The organism is Bacillus cereus group sp. MYBK14-1 (assembly GCF_051916885.1).
Taxonomy (GTDB): domain Bacteria; phylum Bacillota; class Bacilli; order Bacillales; family Bacillaceae_G; genus Bacillus_A; species Bacillus_A cereus.
In genome coordinates, this window is the sequence record NZ_JBQAHM010000033.1 from 1 (window position 1) to 14,896 (window position 14,896).

Sequence of the window (14,896 nt, forward strand, 5' to 3'; positions counted from 1 at the left end):
TGATGATGGCAGAGAGGTCACACCCGTTCCCATACCGAACACGGAAGTTAAGCTCTCTAGCGCCGATGGTAGTTGGGACCTTGTCCCTGTGAGAGTAGGACGTCGCCAAGCAACTAAAAACACAAGTCATTTGACTTGTGTTTTTTTATTTCCCATGAAATAGATTTGGTTCCATTAATAAAAAATTTGAAATATAGTAAGGGATTTTTTGAGCAGAAATACTTAGAAATTGATAAATAAATGGATAATCTTCAGAACCATAACTTCCAAGTAAGTCATACCACCAATCTGTTTCATATCTAGAAATCATGCTTAAATTATAGAGCAATAAATAATGAATGAGGAGTTCAGGTAATATTGGCTTAGGATTTCTAGGGTCAGTCGTAAGTGGCAAATAATAAGTATTAGTAAGATGTTCATAGTATAAAGGAGTACTGTACATAGGATTCCATGATTGAATAGGCGCTGTAAAAAGTAAATTCGATTCATTAGTCTTCTCAGGTACATGTTGTATTGATAAATGCTTACAAGATGTTTCAATGTAACGAGAAAATCTCTCTTTAGTCATATGTAATCGATCTAGTAGGTTGACTGAAAAGGAGAGCTCATTTTTAATTGTTGAATCAATTTTATATAAAGTTGATCCTTTTTGACTATAACGAAATAAATTTTGTAATTCTGGAATATTTCCCATTAGTTCTAACATGTTAAATTTTTCTGCTTCTAAGTGTTTCATGTGAAACAGTTGTTCTGCAACATGAGTAAACAATCCGTTTTTTTGTACCTTCACCTCATCTTCTAAAAATTGATACCCTTGTTTTTTTCGTTTGCGAGTTGTAACGCCATGAGCTAAAACAGTAGTGGATTCAGGATAGTTAGGGTCAATAGTTAGTAGGCATGCTTTAAACAGTTGACTAATTCCATAAAATAACAACATTGGTTGAATGGAAAATGGAGCTGTCTTATATAATTCATAATAATTTTTCCCGTGTTCTAAGTAATAAATAAAGGGATAACAATTTTCAAAACTTTTTTTTTCTGCATCCTGAATAGAGGATTTTTCATAACAACGGGCAAGATAACGTTGTACGTTTTGAGATGAAAAAAAGAAACTTAACTGCTGCCAAGTACAAGATGTTTGATGCATATATTACGCTCCTTTTATTGTCTAAAAATTCTAACATATATATACGTCCTTGACAGTATTTTAACCAATTGATAAGCTACTAATAATAATTTCTGGTATCATAGGGGGAACAATTATGTGGGAATCTAAATTTGTTAAAGAAGGTTTGACTTTTGATGATGTATTACTTGTACCAGCTAGGTCAGATATATTACCAAGAGAAGTAAGTGTTAAAACAGTTTTATCTGAAAGCTTACAGCTAAACATCCCGTTAATTAGTGCAGGAATGGATACAGTAACAGAAGCTGACATGGCTATTGCAATGGCTCGCCAAGGTGGTTTAGGAATTATTCATAAGAATATGTCTATTGAGCAACAAGCAGAGCAAGTTGATAAAGTAAAGCGCTCTGAAAGCGGCGTTATTTCAGATCCTTTCTTCTTAACTCCAGAACATCAAGTATATGATGCAGAACATCTTATGGGAAAATATCGTATCTCAGGTGTACCGGTTGTAAATAATTTAGATGAGCGAAAATTAGTTGGTATTATTACAAACCGTGATATGCGCTTCATCCAAGACTACTCAATCAAAATTTCTGACGTAATGACAAAAGAACAATTAATTACAGCTCCAGTTGGTACTACACTGGAAGAAGCTGAAAAGATCCTACAAAAGTATAAAATTGAAAAACTCCCTCTTGTTGATAATAACGGTGTATTACAAGGGCTTATTACAATAAAAGATATTGAAAAAGTAATTGAATTCCCAAACTCTGCTAAGGATAAGCAAGGACGCTTATTAGTTGGAGCAGCAGTTGGTGTAACAGCGGATGCTATGCTTCGCATCGATGCATTAGTAAAAGCTAGTGTAGATGCAATTGTACTTGATACAGCACATGGACATTCTAAAGGTGTTATTGATAAGGTAAAAGAAGTTCGTGCTAAATACCCATCACTAAATATTATCGCTGGAAATGTTGCTACTGCTGAAGCAACGAAAGCATTAATTGAAGCTGGTGCAAACGTAGTTAAAGTTGGTATTGGACCAGGTTCTATTTGTACAACACGCGTTGTAGCCGGTGTTGGTGTACCACAATTAACTGCAGTTTATGATTGTGCAACAGAAGCCCGTAAACACGGTATTCCAGTTATTGCTGATGGTGGTATTAAGTACTCTGGTGATATGGTGAAAGCTTTAGCGGCAGGAGCACATGTTGTTATGCTAGGTAGCATGTTTGCAGGTGTTGCAGAAAGCCCTGGAGAAACTGAAATTTACCAAGGTCGTCAATTTAAAGTGTATCGTGGTATGGGTTCTGTCGGTGCGATGGAAAAAGGAAGTAAAGATCGTTACTTCCAAGAAGGTAATAAAAAGCTTGTCCCAGAAGGTATTGAAGGACGAGTGCCATATAAAGGACCTTTAGCAGATACAGTTCACCAATTAGTTGGTGGCTTACGTGCAGGTATGGGATATTGCGGAGCACAGGATTTAGAATTCTTACGCGAAAATGCACAATTCATTCGTATGTCAGGTGCTGGCTTACGTGAAAGTCATCCTCATCACGTACAAATTACAAAAGAGGCTCCAAACTACTCATTATAATGTCTTATATACAAATAGACAGAGATTTGATATCTCTGTCTATTTTTTTTTGATTATGTTAGAATAACGGTTATGTGAGTACATAGATATTGGGGGTAGCAAAAGTGAAAGGTATGTTTTGCAAAAGATTCATTGCTTTGGTAACAGTGCTTACACTAGCTTGTAGCATTTTTATGCCATATAGCAATGCATCAGCTGAAACAGGAGCCGCTTTAAACATTGAAGCAGGTGCGGCAATTTTAGTAGAAGCGAATTCTGGGAAAATTTTATATCAAAAGAATGCAGATGAATTATTATCCATTGCTAGTATGACAAAGATGATGAGTGAATATTTAGTTCACGAAGCAGTGGATAAAGGAAAACTTAAGTGGGACCAGAAAATTAAGGTTTCTGAATATGCATATAAGGTTTCACAAGATGCTTCATTATCAAATGTTGCATTAGAAAATGGTGGCTCTTATACAGTAAAAGAGTTATACGAAGCAATGGCAATCTTTTCTGCAAATGGTGCAACAATTGCATTAGCAGAAGCAATTGCAGGTAAAGAAGTAGACTTCGTAAAAATGATGAATGACAAATCGAAAGAACTAGGGTTAAAAAATTATAAATTTGTCAATTCTACAGGTTTAACGAATAAAGATTTAAAGGGAATGCATCCTGAAGGAACAACAGCGGATGAAGAAAATAAAATGTCTGCAAAGGACGTTGCAACTTTAGCACAACATTTAATTAAAGATTATCCAAAAGTGTTAGATACAGCAAAAATCCCTAAAAAAGAATTCCGTCCAGAAAAAGAGAAGTTTGGAATGTCGAACTGGAACTGGATGTTAAAGGGCTTAGTTAAAGAATATGATGGCGTAGATGGCCTAAAAACAGGCTCAACTCCAGAAGCAGGAGATTGCTTCACTGGTACGGTTGAAAGAAACGGAATGCGTTTTATTTCTGTAGTTATTAAAACAAGTTCTCATACAGCACGTTTTGATGAAACAAAGAAGCTATATGATTATGGATTTGCTAACTTTGAAGTGAAACAAATGTATAAAAAAGGTTCTTCAGTAAAAGGACAAGAAACAGTACGAGTAGAAAATGCGAAAGATAAAGATGTAGCAGTTCAAACGAAACAAGCTATTTCACTTCCAGTGCCAAAAGGAAGTAAAGATGTTTATAAAACAGAATTAAAAGAATCAAGTAAGGGACAAGAAGCACCTATTAAAAAGGGAGCTGCGCTTGGTCAAATGGTAATTACGCCAAAAGATACAAACGACCCTGGATTTTTAACTGGTAAGTCACTGCAAGTGGATCTTGTAACGACATCTGAAGTAGAAGAAGCAAACTGGTTTACTCGTGCTATGCGCGGAATTGGTTCATTCTTTAGTGGTATGTGGAATAGTGCTGTTGATACAGTAAAAGGTTGGTTTTAAAAGCTCCTCACGATAGGAGCTTTTTTTTATTCCTATTTTTCATACCGACTTTATGAAAAAGTAGTAGACAAGCATCTGATAGTTAGTGGTAGAATGTAAGAGTATTCTTAATTTTCGCCTTTAACGGGGGAAAGCAATTCACCTAGGGGGGTTTTTGTACATGACAAATGTAACAGGGACAGAACGTGTAAAACGTGGAATGGCAGAAATGCAAAAAGGCGGCGTTATTATGGACGTAGTTAACGCTGAACAAGCAAAAATTGCAGAAGAGGCAGGCGCAGTTGCCGTTATGGCATTAGAGCGTGTACCAGCAGATATTCGTGCAGCAGGTGGCGTTTCTCGTATGGCAGACCCAACAATTGTTGAAGAAGTTATGGGTGCGGTGTCAATTCCGGTTATGGCAAAATGCCGTATCGGTCACCTTGTAGAAGCACGTGTATTAGAATCATTAGGGGTAGACTATATCGATGAGAGTGAAGTATTAACTCCTGCTGATGAAGTATACCATTTAAATAAACGTGATTACACAGTTCCATTTGTATGTGGTTGCCGTGATATCGGAGAAGCTGCACGTCGTATTGCAGAAGGTGCATCTATGCTTCGTACAAAAGGTGAACCAGGAACAGGAAACATTGTAGAGGCAGTGCGTCATATGCGCCAAGTCAATGCAGAAATCCGTCAAGTTGCGAGTCTACGTGAAGATGAGTTAATGACATATGCAAAAAATACTGGCGCTCCTTACGAAGTATTACTTGAAATTAAACGTCTTGGTCACTTACCAGTTGTAAACTTTGCGGCAGGTGGTGTAGCAACACCAGCAGATGCAGCATTAATGATGCAACTTGGTGCTGATGGGGTATTTGTTGGATCTGGTATCTTCAAATCAGAAAACCCAGAGAAATTTGCACGTGCAATCGTTGAAGCAACGACTCATTATGAAGATTACGAACTAATTGCAAGCCTTTCTAAAGGATTAGGTAATGCAATGAAGGGTGTCGAAATTTCAACGTTATTACCAGAACAACGCATGCAAGAGCGTGGATGGTAATTAAAGGAGAACTTTAAAATGGTGAAAATCGGTGTACTAGGTCTTCAAGGTGCAGTTCGTGAGCATGTAAAATCAGTTGAAGCAAGTGGTGCAGAAGCTGTTGTTGTAAAGCGTATAGAGCAACTTGAAGAGATTGATGGTCTTATTTTACCGGGCGGTGAAAGTACAACAATGCGCCGTCTTATTGATAAGTATGCTTTCATGGAACCACTTCGTACATTTGCAAAGTCTGGTAAACCAATGTTTGGTACATGTGCAGGGATGATTCTTCTTGCGAAAACACTTATTGGCTATGAAGAAGCACATATTGGTGCTATGGATATTACAGTTGAGCGCAATGCGTTCGGACGCCAAAAGGATAGTTTTGAGGCTGCGCTTTCAATTGAAGGCGTGGGTGAAGACTTCGTTGGTGTATTTATCCGTGCGCCGTATGTTGTAGAAGTAGCTGATAATGTTGAAGTGCTTTCTAAGCATGGTGACCGAATGGTAGCGGTAAGACAAGATCAGTTTTTAGCTGCTTCATTCCATCCGGAATTAACAGATGATCATCGTGTGACAGCATACTTTGTTGAAATGGTAAAAGAAGCGAAAATGAAAAAAGTTGTATAAGTAACTTGCAACTTGTATAAGATTATAGTAAATTGATGGTAACAATTTTATAAAATAAGCGTGTTGATAGGAAATAGTAACAAATGTCGTTTCTTATAGAGAGTCGATGGTTGGTGGAAATCGATAGAAACAGTTTGTGAATCCATCCTGGAATGGAATGTGGAATATCTTTTGGATTAGTAAGCATTCCCGGTGAAGAGCCGTTATTTCTACTTGAGAGGAAAGCGGTAATGCTTTCAACTAGGGTGGCAACGCGGGTTAACTCCCGTCCCTTTATATAGGGACGGGAGTTTTTTGTGTTTTATAAAATAAAAGGAGGAGTATATAATGCTTGATATTAAATTTTTACGTACAAACTTTGAAGAAGTAAAAGCGAAATTACAGCATAGAGGCGAAGATTTAACTGATTTCGGACGTTTTGAAGAACTTGATACGAGAAGAAGAGAACTACTTGTTCAGACAGAAGAATTAAAAAGTAAACGTAACGAAGTATCTCAACAAATTTCTGTATTAAAGCGCGAAAAGAAAGATGCAGAAGCTCTAATTTTAGAAATGCGTGAAGTTGGAGAAAAAGTAAAGGATCTTGATAACGAACTTCGTACAGTTGAAGAAGACTTAGAAAGATTAATGTTATCTATTCCAAATATCCCTCATGAATCTGCTCCAGTTGGTGAAACAGAGGATGATAATGTAGTAGCACGTACTTGGGGAGAAGTGAAAGAATTTACTTATGAGCCAAAACCACATTGGGATCTTGCTACTGATTTAGGAATTTTAGATTTTGAACGCGCTGGGAAAGTAACAGGAAGCCGCTTCGTATTCTACAAAGGTGCTGGTGCAAGATTAGAGCGTGCTTTAATTAGCTTTATGCTTGATCTTCATACTGATGAGCATGGATATGAAGAAGTATTACCTCCATATATGGTAAACCGTGCAAGTATGACAGGAACAGGACAACTTCCAAAGTTTGAAGAAGATGCATTCCGTATTGAAAGTGAAGATTACTTCTTAATTCCAACAGCTGAAGTACCTGTAACGAATATGCATCGTGATGAGATTTTAAATAAAGAGCAATTGCCTATAAGATATGCTGCATTTAGCTCTTGCTTCCGTTCTGAAGCAGGTTCAGCTGGACGTGATACACGTGGTTTAATTCGCCAGCATCAGTTTAATAAAGTAGAGCTTGTGAAGTTCGTAAAACCAGAAGATTCTTATGAAGAGTTAGAAAAGTTAACAAATGATGCAGAACGCGTGTTACAATTATTAGAGTTGCCATATCGCGTTATGAGCATGTGCACAGGCGATTTAGGATTTACAGCAGCGAAGAAATACGATATTGAAGTATGGATTCCAAGCTATGGCACATATCGTGAAATTTCTTCTTGTAGTAATTTTGAAGCTTTCCAAGCGAGACGTGCAAATATCCGTTTCCGCCGTGAACCAAATGGAAAACCAGAACATGTTCATACATTAAATGGATCTGGTCTTGCAATTGGACGTACGGTTGCAGCTATTTTAGAGAACTACCAACAAGAAGATGGTACAATTATAATTCCAGAAGTTCTTCGCCCTTATATGGGAGGAAAAACAGTTATTAAGTAAATTTAAACATTCATCGGTATGAGTGATTGGTAATTATGAGCGTTGTCAGTACTGTAATGTAGGAAGGGGAAAGTAAAATTTTCCTTTCCTCATAATTTATTTTAGTAGGGTTGACTAACTGTTTTTCTTTTGATATTATATTTGATGTCAATATGGAGGTATACCCAAGTCTGGCTGAAGGGATCGGTCTTGAAAACCGACAGGCGGCGAGAGTCGCGCGGGGGTTCGAATCCCTCTACCTCCTCCAGATATAATTGACAACAGCGCATATAAGTGGAGATTGGAGAACTCGTTACCAACACGTAACGAGTTTTTATTTTAAAACCAATCATAAAGTATGGTGTAAGGTAATTTTGTCCTTATTACACACTCATATTCCGATGATTATCTTCATAGATATGAAAGGAGTCAACATGGATCTTATTATACAAACGTTTCCTTTAGATGGAAAAACTTTATATTATGTACAATGTCCTGTCTGTAAGAACAATAGAATTTTAAACAGTGGTGCAAACGTATCACGCATTATTAGTGATGATACATTCCGTAAACTTTGTGGTTGTACTTGTGATGTAAAACCAGCTACGAGTAAAGTAGAGGCGCCAAAACAAGTTAAAAAAGCAGCTGTAAAGAAAGAAGCAGCTCCAAAACGTACAGGTAAAGTATTAACGGCAGTAATTAACGGGAAAGAAATGACTGTTAAAGAGATTGCTGAAGCATACGATATTAGTACAAGTACTGTTCGTCAGCGCATTAACGCAGGAAAACCTGAGAGTGAAATTATTGCTCCAACAAAGAAGAAGTAATTTAATAGGAAAACCCGTGCATATGCACGGGTTTTTTATTTTACAAGTTTACGTGTTTGTTTTAAAAAATGGCCAATTTTTTTTATGATTGGTTCGATTGAATCACCATCTTTTAAAATATCGTACTCATTAATATTTAAGCGTAATACAGGGCATGAATTAAAGTTGTTAATCCAGTTTTCATAACGTCCATGCATTTCTTTCCAGTACTCAATTGGTGTTTGCTGTTCCATTGGGCGCCCGCGTTCTTGAATACGATCGACAATATCATCGAAAGAACCTTCTAAGTAAATTAATAAGTCTGGATGAGGGAAGTAAGGAGTCATGACCATAGCGTCAAATAAACCTTTGTATGTTTCATAATCAGTTTCCGTCATTGTTCCTTTTTCATGATGCATCTTTGCGAAAATTCCAGTGTCTTCGTAAATGGAACGATCTTGAACAAAACCGCCACCATATTCAAAAATTCTTTTTTGTTCCTTAAATCGTTCTGCTAAAAAGTACACTTGTAGGTGGAAGCTCCAGCGAGTGAAGTCCGCATAGAACTTGTCCAAATATGGATTGGAATCTACTTTTTCAAATGATGTGCGATAACCTAAAGCATTAGCTAATGCAGTTGTCATAGTTGATTTACCCACACCTACTGTTCCGGCGATAGTGATTACTGCGTCATTGGGTATATCATATTTTTGCCTTAAATTCATTATTATTTCGACTCCTTTAAGAGAGTATTTTGAAGGGCAGATAGGATAACGTTTAAATCATCAGGATTTTTTACAAAATCCATATCGTCGCCATTAAATTTCAATACTGGTATTTCCGGATGATCTTTTTTAAAAGCATCCATTGCTGTTTCATAATCTTTTGTGAGCTGTAGTAAGTAATTTGGATCCATGTTTTTTTCAAATTCTCTTCCGCGCATGGCGATTCGTTTTTGCAATGTCTCTAGGCTAGCTGTTAAATAAACAATGACATTTGGCACAGGCATATCTTGTGTAAGGATACGATAAATTTGCATGTATTTGTCATATTGAGAGTCTTTTAATGTGCGGGATGCAAAAATTAAATTTTTAAAGATATGGTAATCCGCTACTACTGGTTTCCTTTGATTCAAGTACTTTATGTTAATGTCTTCTAATTGTTTGTATCTATTACAAAGAAAGAACATCTCTGTTTGAAAACTCCATTCGTCGATGTCTTCATAGAACTTTCCTAAAAAGGGATTTTCATCAACAATCTCTTTTAGTAAGTGGAGTTGCATGTGAGTTGAAATTTCCTTCGCAAGTGAAGTTTTTCCAACACCAATTGGTCCTTCAACCGTGATAAATGGTACTCCGGTCACGCTGTTTCCTCCTTTCAATCAGTGATTTACCGTGACTACTAAAAACACAAAACAGAATTATTGTAGCACAAGAGGGAAGCGAGCGGGTTAATTTGATATAAAAAGTTAGAAAATAGATATATGTATTAATTAAATTTTATTTTGGTTGATGATGTTATATTTGCTTTCAATGTAGTTTCCATTATTTTTAAAGCATGTATATTATCTTGGTCGTTGTTAGAGGCGATACAATCCTGTGGTACATACAATTTATAATTTCTCATATGAGCATCATTAGCTGTAAATAGGATACATATATTTCCGGCAACCCCTGTTAATATTAGATTTTCTATTTTTAAATAACCTAGTAATGAATTTAAAGGTGTTTCATAAAAAGCGGAATAATGTGGTTTAATAAAAATGTACTCATCAAAACTTGGAGCAATCTTATGGATTATATTTTCGCTATATTCATTTGTGCAATGAGTAATAAGTTGGTCGATATCAGATCTCCAAAGTTGATAATGGTCATTAACGTAAATTATAGGATAGCCGAAGGATTTCATTTTTTTCTTTAATTGTAAAATAGGGTTTGTTATAGTTTCGCATTTTTTAGCTAGAATGGGTCCGTGGGAAAATTGAAAGTCATTAATCATATCGATAATGAGCAAGGCGGTATTTTTCATATGTAATCCCCTCTCTTTTTTCTTTTAGGGTGGATTGAATTTGTAAAAGTTATCCCCTGTGTAGTAAATGGAAATAAGTGTACTTTATTTGTAATGAAAGGACTATGTTATGGAACAAGATCAAGATATTTATTTTATGCAATTAGCGATAGAAGAAGCTAAAAAGGCAGAGGAAATACAGGAAGTACCAATTGGAGCAGTTATAGTGTTAGATGGTGAGGTAATTAGTGTTGCCCATAATTTAAGGGAAACTGAGCAAAGATCAATAGCTCATGCTGAGTTGCTAGCGATAGATGATGCATGTAAAAAATTAGGGACATGGCGTTTAGAAGATGCAACATTGTATGTAACATTAGAACCTTGTCCAATGTGTGCGGGTGGAATTGTTTTATCACGAGTGAAGCGAGTTGTATATGGTGCAAGTGATCCGAAGGGCGGATGTGCAGGGACATTGATGAATCTTTTAACGGATGAACGCTTCAATCATCAATGTGAAGTAGTATCTGGTGTACTAGAGGAAGAATGCGGTACGTTGTTAACAAACTTTTTTAGAGAGCTTCGTAAAAAAAGAAAAGCAATAAAAAAATTAGAGAAGAATACTGGGAACTAACGTATTTGCATTTTCTAAAGAAACAAGTTATACTGATAATGCCTTTAATGAAGGCAACCGAATATTGGTTTTAACTTTGCCGTGCTAAGCGGGGAGGTAGCGGTGCCCTATACTCGCAATCCGCTCTAGCGAGGCCGAATCCCCTCTCGAGGTTATGTTGCTGTAAGGTCTGCCTTAAGTAAGTGGTGTTGACGTTTGGGTCCTGCGCAACGGGACCCCGTGAACCTTGTCAGGTCCGGAAGGAAGCAGCAATAAGCGGGTCTTCTCGTGTGCCGCAGGAGTGCCTGAACCGAGCTAACTGCTTGAGTAACGCTTATGGTACGTAATCGACGGAGGGTGCACGGCAGTTATATATGTATACAAAACTCACCTTAATACAAAGGTGAGTTTTTTGTATAGAAAATAACTTTTGGAATCTATAAACAGAATGGGTTATAATAAATGAGATAATAACCTTTGAGGGAGGCCGTATTTTCGTGTCATACCAAGCGTTATACCGAACATGGAGACCGCAAAAGTTCGAAGATGTAGTCGGTCAAAAGCACGTGACAAAAACGTTGCAAAATGCCCTTCTTCAAGAGAAAGTTTCACATGCTTATTTATTTTCTGGCCCGAGGGGAACAGGAAAAACGACAATTGCAAAAGTATTTGCAAAAGCAATTAACTGTGAACATGCTCCGGTAGCTGAACCTTGTAATGAATGTCCTTCTTGTTTAGGAATCACACAAGGATCCATTTCAGATGTATTAGAAATTGATGCGGCTTCAAATAACGGTGTAGATGAAATTCGAGATATTAGAGATAAAGTAAAATACGCTCCAAGTGCTGTAGAATATAAAGTATACATTATTGATGAAGTTCACATGCTTTCTATGGGTGCATTCAATGCGCTTTTAAAAACCTTAGAAGAGCCGCCAGGACATGTTATCTTTATTTTGGCGACAACAGAACCTCATAAGATCCCACCTACAATCATTTCACGTTGTCAGCGCTTTGAATTCCGAAAAATATCAGTGAATGATATTGTTGAGAGATTATCAACGGTCGTGACAAATGAAGGTACGCAAGTGGAAGGTGAAGCATTACAAATTGTTGCGCGTGCTGCCGAAGGTGGTATGCGTGATGCGCTTAGTCTTATTGATCAGGCTATATCTTATAGTGATGAGATTGTTACGACAGAAGATGTATTGGCCGTAACAGGATCTGTTTCTCAGCAATACTTAGGCAATTTAGTAGAGTGCATACGTGAAAATGATGTATCAAGAGCATTGCAAATCATAGATGAAATGATGAGTAAAGGGAAGGATCCAGTTCGTTTTATGGAGGATTTCATTTACTATTATCGTGATATGCTTTTATATCAAACTTCACCACAACTAGAACATATGTTGGAACGAGTAATTGTAGATGATCAATTCCGTAAGTTGAGTGAAGAAATGCAACCGGAAGTGATCTATGAGATTATTCATACCCTTAGTAAGGGACAACAGGAAATGAAGTGGACAAATCATCCGCGTATTTTCTTAGAAGTTGTTATGGTGCAATTGTGTCAACAGTTTATGATGCAAGCAAATGGTACAGATCGTTTGCAAGCAATTATGAACAGGATGCAGCAACTGGAGAAAGAGTTAGAGCAAGTCAAAAAGAACGGTGTGCCAGCAGGTGTACAACAGGAAGTAAGAGAGACACGTGCAACACCAAAACCGGTACGAACAGGAAGTATGAAAATTCCTGTTGGACGTGTAAATGAAGTATTAAAACAAGCGAAGCGTCAAGATTTAGAACAATTAAAAGCTGTATGGGGTGAGTTGTTAGGAAGACTCAAATCATATAACAAAGTAGCGTTTGCCGTTTTGCTTGAAAATAGTGAACCAGTGGCAGCTTCAGATGACACTTACGTTTTAGCATTTCAATATGAGATTCACTGTAAGATGGCGAGCGAAAATCGAGAAGCTATGGATACAGTAGAACAAGCTTTATTTGAATTGCTAAGTAAAAGGTTAAATATGATTGCCATTCCAAAAAGTGAATGGGGTAAAATCCGTGAAGACTTTTTACAACGTGAAGGTGGAGAGTCTGAAGAAAGCCCGGAGAAAAAGGAAGACCCTCTTATAGAAGAGGCAGTGAAGTTAGTAGGGCAAGAACTCATTGAAATAAAAGAGTAATAATAATTAGGAGGAATTAATTATGATGCGTGGCGGAATGGGAAATATGAATAACATGATGAAACAAATGCAAAAGATGCAAAAGGACATGGCGAAAGCACAAGAAGAGCTTGGTGAAAAAACAGTTGAAGGTACAGCTGGCGGCGGAATGATTACAGTTATTGCAAATGGTCACAAGCAAATTCTTGAAGTGAAGATTAAAGAGGAAGTTGTAGATCCAGAAGATATCGAAATGTTACAAGACTTAGTATTAGCTGCAACAAATGATGCACTTAAAAAGGCTGATGAGCTTTCAAACTCTACAATGGGTAAATTTACAAAAGGCTTAAACTTACCAGGTGGAATGTTCTAGGAGGATATTGATACATGCATTATCCAGAACCAATATCAAAACTAATCGATAGTTTTATGAAGTTGCCAGGTATCGGACCGAAAACAGCGGTTCGATTGGCATTTTTCGTATTAGATATGAAAGAAGATGATGTGTTAGGTTTCGCGAAAGCACTTGTAAATGCGAAGCGAGATTTAGCGTACTGTTCTGTATGCGGACATATTACTGATCGTGATCCTTGTTATATTTGTAATGATTCACATCGAGATCAATCAGTTGTTTGTGTCGTGCAAGAACCGAAAGATGTAATCGCGATGGAAAAAATGAAAGAGTATCAAGGTGTATATCATGTGTTACGTGGTGCGATTTCTCCTATGGAGGGAATTGGACCGGAAGACATTAATATCCCGCAACTCTTAAAGCGACTACATGATGAAACGGTACAAGAAGTGATATTAGCAACAAACCCTAATATTGAAGGGGAAGCTACAGCGATGTATATCTCCCGCCTCTTAAAACCTACAGGCATTAAAGTAACTCGTATTGCACATGGTCTGCCAGTTGGTGGAGATTTAGAATATGCAGATGAAGTGACATTATCCAAAGCGTTAGAAGGGCGCAGAGAAGTATAAGAGGAGAAACAAAAATGTTCTTTCAAAAAAAGGGTAAATTGCGTAAAGAGTATGACGATAAGTTAATTGTACTTTTGGAAAAAGTGAAGAATGAGTGGTTACGTCAGAAGAGAATGGTCGAACAAAGTGTAGAACCGTCTCAAGATGTCATTTGTTCTTTGAAAATAGCAGAGGCGAAATATTTCTTTTTGTTGAAAGAAGCAAAGCGTCGTCCTGTAAAAATGGAACAATGGTAAAAGGTTCTGCTTTCTAAGCAGGCCTTTTTATTTTGTTTTTTAAGTGCTGAGGTATTGTTTTATTTAGTGTATATGAAAGAGATGCTGCATATGATAACTGTTCTTTTTTATTGTCTTGTCCCATACAAATAGATGTATAGGTCATTCATAAGGAGGAAAAAATGAATTCTACAATTATTATTGTTGGTATTCTTACTTTAGTATTTATTTTTCTTGTTTTTGGTGTTGCCTCTAAGCCATTACGTTTTATAGGTAAGGTGATTTTTCATGTTACTTTAGGAATAGCATTGCTTTTTATCGTAAATGTTGTAGGGACATATTTTGATTTTCATATCCCAATTAACATGGGTACAGCAGCAATAACGAGTTTATTAGGTCTACCGGGTGTGGCAGCATTAGTGATTATTAAGCTTTATATCATGCCAAGATAAAATTATTTTGGCATTTTTTTAAAAAGTGTTGACTATTAAATGATTAATATGGTAAATTAATAAGCGTCGTCAGGAACGAAAGAAAAAAGTTGTTGACAGATTTAACGCAAAATGTTAAATTATAAAAGTCGCTGAAACGCGATATTGAACTTTGAAAACTAAACGAAACAAACAACGTGAAACGTCAATTTTTATTTTAGATGCTAGACAAACTAACTTTATTGGAGAGTTTGATCCTGGCTCAGGATGAACGCTGGCGGCGTGCCTAATAC

16 protein-coding genes, 1 tRNA gene, 1 rRNA gene, 1 other RNA gene and 1 other annotated feature are annotated in these 14,896 nt (G+C 36.9%); of the genes, 15 read left to right on the plus strand and 4 right to left on the minus strand.

What is annotated here, in order from left to right; genetic code table 11:
- A 5S ribosomal RNA gene (gene rrf / locus ACTFR3_RS29830) occupies positions 1-111 on the plus strand; the annotation flags it as partial.
- A gap of 34 nt (positions 112-145) precedes the next feature.
- On the opposite strand, the gene ACTFR3_RS29835 is transcribed toward rrf, so the two are convergent.
- Positions 146-1,147: a YaaC family protein gene (locus ACTFR3_RS29835; RefSeq protein ID WP_000554287.1), complete on the minus strand. Its 1,002-nt coding sequence runs from the start codon at positions 1,145-1,147 to the stop codon at positions 146-148.
- A gap of 115 nt (positions 1,148-1,262) precedes the next feature.
- Here ACTFR3_RS29835 and guaB point away from each other — a divergent pair, with 115 nt between their 5' ends.
- The 7 genes from guaB (at position 1,263) to ACTFR3_RS29870 (ending at position 8,212) form a co-directional block, all read left to right on the plus strand.
- Complete coding sequence (gene guaB, locus ACTFR3_RS29840; protein ID WP_000264088.1) at positions 1,263-2,726, plus strand: IMP dehydrogenase; 1,464 nt, start codon at positions 1,263-1,265, stop codon at positions 2,724-2,726.
- A gap of 113 nt (positions 2,727-2,839) precedes the next feature.
- Entirely contained in the window at positions 2,840-4,147 is a 1,308-nt protein-coding gene (dacA, locus tag ACTFR3_RS29845) for a D-alanyl-D-alanine carboxypeptidase DacA (protein WP_124749816.1), read from the plus strand.
- 160 nt (positions 4,148-4,307) lie between these two features.
- Positions 4,308-5,195: a pyridoxal 5'-phosphate synthase lyase subunit PdxS gene (gene pdxS / locus ACTFR3_RS29850; protein WP_440045153.1), complete on the plus strand. Its 888-nt coding sequence runs from the start codon at positions 4,308-4,310 to the stop codon at positions 5,193-5,195.
- Between the two features lie 18 nt (positions 5,196-5,213).
- Positions 5,214-5,804 (plus strand): pyridoxal 5'-phosphate synthase glutaminase subunit PdxT, encoded by a 591-nt coding sequence (gene pdxT / locus ACTFR3_RS29855; RefSeq protein ID WP_000238785.1) that lies wholly within the window; start codon positions 5,214-5,216, stop codon positions 5,802-5,804.
- 54 nt (positions 5,805-5,858) lie between these two features.
- Positions 5,859-6,080: a binding site (T-box leader), on the plus strand.
- Between the two features lie 51 nt (positions 6,081-6,131).
- Positions 6,132-7,406 (plus strand): serine--tRNA ligase, encoded by a 1,275-nt coding sequence (serS, locus tag ACTFR3_RS29860; RefSeq protein ID WP_000884187.1) that lies wholly within the window; start codon positions 6,132-6,134, stop codon positions 7,404-7,406.
- Between the two features lie 154 nt (positions 7,407-7,560).
- Positions 7,561-7,653: transfer RNA gene (locus ACTFR3_RS29865), tRNA-Ser, on the plus strand.
- Between the two features lie 166 nt (positions 7,654-7,819).
- Positions 7,820-8,212 (plus strand): DUF3797 domain-containing protein, encoded by a 393-nt coding sequence (locus tag ACTFR3_RS29870; RefSeq protein ID WP_000364193.1) that lies wholly within the window; start codon positions 7,820-7,822, stop codon positions 8,210-8,212.
- A 35-nt stretch (positions 8,213-8,247) separates the two neighbouring features.
- Here ACTFR3_RS29870 and ACTFR3_RS29875 read toward each other — a convergent pair whose 3' ends face one another.
- From ACTFR3_RS29875 to ACTFR3_RS29885, 3 genes are all read right to left on the minus strand, one after another.
- Positions 8,248-8,916, minus strand: a complete 669-nt coding sequence (locus ACTFR3_RS29875) for a deoxynucleoside kinase (RefSeq protein WP_001053585.1) — start codon at positions 8,914-8,916, stop codon at positions 8,248-8,250.
- A gap of 2 nt (positions 8,917-8,918) precedes the next feature.
- Positions 8,919-9,554, minus strand: a complete 636-nt coding sequence (locus tag ACTFR3_RS29880) for a deoxynucleoside kinase (protein ID WP_000148218.1) — start codon at positions 9,552-9,554, stop codon at positions 8,919-8,921.
- Positions 9,555-9,679: 125 nt separating this feature from the next.
- A complete protein-coding gene (locus ACTFR3_RS29885; protein WP_000798724.1) occupies positions 9,680-10,219 on the minus strand; it encodes an isochorismatase family cysteine hydrolase in 540 nt (179 codons plus the stop codon).
- A gap of 109 nt (positions 10,220-10,328) precedes the next feature.
- On the opposite strand from ACTFR3_RS29885, the gene tadA reads away from it, so the two are divergent.
- From tadA to ACTFR3_RS29920, 7 genes are all read left to right on the plus strand, one after another.
- Positions 10,329-10,829, plus strand: coding sequence for a tRNA adenosine(34) deaminase TadA (gene tadA / locus ACTFR3_RS29890; RefSeq protein WP_000434329.1), 501 nt, complete (start codon positions 10,329-10,331; stop codon positions 10,827-10,829).
- Between the two features lie 79 nt (positions 10,830-10,908).
- Positions 10,909-11,173: signal recognition particle sRNA large type (ffs, locus tag ACTFR3_RS29895), an RNA gene on the plus strand.
- Positions 11,174-11,305: 132 nt separating this feature from the next.
- Positions 11,306-12,994 (plus strand): DNA polymerase III subunit gamma/tau, encoded by a 1,689-nt coding sequence (gene dnaX / locus ACTFR3_RS29900; RefSeq protein ID WP_000121587.1) that lies wholly within the window; start codon positions 11,306-11,308, stop codon positions 12,992-12,994.
- A gap of 25 nt (positions 12,995-13,019) precedes the next feature.
- Positions 13,020-13,346 carry a YbaB/EbfC family nucleoid-associated protein gene (locus ACTFR3_RS29905; RefSeq protein WP_014894853.1) on the plus strand — a complete coding sequence of 109 codons (327 nt, stop codon included), beginning with the start codon at positions 13,020-13,022 and terminating at the stop codon, positions 13,344-13,346.
- 14 nt (positions 13,347-13,360) lie between these two features.
- Positions 13,361-13,957: a recombination protein RecR gene (gene recR / locus ACTFR3_RS29910; RefSeq protein WP_000559169.1), complete on the plus strand. Its 597-nt coding sequence runs from the start codon at positions 13,361-13,363 to the stop codon at positions 13,955-13,957.
- Between the two features lie 14 nt (positions 13,958-13,971).
- The gene (locus ACTFR3_RS29915; protein ID WP_000466019.1) at positions 13,972-14,193 is read left to right on the plus strand and encodes a YaaL family protein; all 222 of its coding nucleotides are present in this window, start codon (positions 13,972-13,974) and stop codon (positions 14,191-14,193) included.
- A 161-nt stretch (positions 14,194-14,354) separates the two neighbouring features.
- Positions 14,355-14,624 (plus strand): pro-sigmaK processing inhibitor BofA family protein, encoded by a 270-nt coding sequence (locus ACTFR3_RS29920; RefSeq protein WP_001089273.1) that lies wholly within the window; start codon positions 14,355-14,357, stop codon positions 14,622-14,624.
- The last annotated feature ends 272 nt before the right edge of the window (positions 14,625-14,896 follow it).

Excerpts from the sequence above, each read along its gene's own strand:
- recR (WP_000559169.1), top strand. The coding sequence starts at position 13,361 with ATGCATTATCCAGAACCAATATCAAAACTAATCGATAGTTTTATGAAG.
- serS (WP_000884187.1), top strand. The coding sequence starts at position 6,132 with ATGCTTGATATTAAATTTTTACGTACAAACTTTGAAGAAGTAAAAGCG.
- dacA (WP_124749816.1), top strand. The coding sequence starts at position 2,840 with ATGTTTTGCAAAAGATTCATTGCTTTGGTAACAGTGCTTACACTAGCT.
- ACTFR3_RS29870 (WP_000364193.1), top strand. The coding sequence starts at position 7,820 with ATGGATCTTATTATACAAACGTTTCCTTTAGATGGAAAAACTTTATAT.
- pdxS (WP_440045153.1), top strand. The coding sequence starts at position 4,308 with ATGACAAATGTAACAGGGACAGAACGTGTAAAACGTGGAATGGCAGAA.
- tadA (WP_000434329.1), top strand. The coding sequence starts at position 10,329 with ATGGAACAAGATCAAGATATTTATTTTATGCAATTAGCGATAGAAGAA.
- pdxT (WP_000238785.1), top strand. The coding sequence starts at position 5,214 with ATGGTGAAAATCGGTGTACTAGGTCTTCAAGGTGCAGTTCGTGAGCAT.
- ACTFR3_RS29905 (WP_014894853.1), top strand. The coding sequence starts at position 13,020 with ATGCGTGGCGGAATGGGAAATATGAATAACATGATGAAACAAATGCAA.
- guaB (WP_000264088.1), top strand. The coding sequence starts at position 1,263 with ATGTGGGAATCTAAATTTGTTAAAGAAGGTTTGACTTTTGATGATGTA.
- ACTFR3_RS29920 (WP_001089273.1), top strand. The coding sequence starts at position 14,355 with ATGAATTCTACAATTATTATTGTTGGTATTCTTACTTTAGTATTTATT.
- ACTFR3_RS29875 (WP_001053585.1), bottom strand. The coding sequence starts at position 8,916 with ATGAATTTAAGGCAAAAATATGATATACCCAATGACGCAGTAATCACT.
- ACTFR3_RS29885 (WP_000798724.1), bottom strand. The coding sequence starts at position 10,219 with ATGAAAAATACCGCCTTGCTCATTATCGATATGATTAATGACTTTCAA.
- ACTFR3_RS29915 (WP_000466019.1), top strand. The coding sequence starts at position 13,972 with ATGTTCTTTCAAAAAAAGGGTAAATTGCGTAAAGAGTATGACGATAAG.
- ACTFR3_RS29835 (WP_000554287.1), bottom strand. The coding sequence starts at position 1,147 with ATGCATCAAACATCTTGTACTTGGCAGCAGTTAAGTTTCTTTTTTTCA.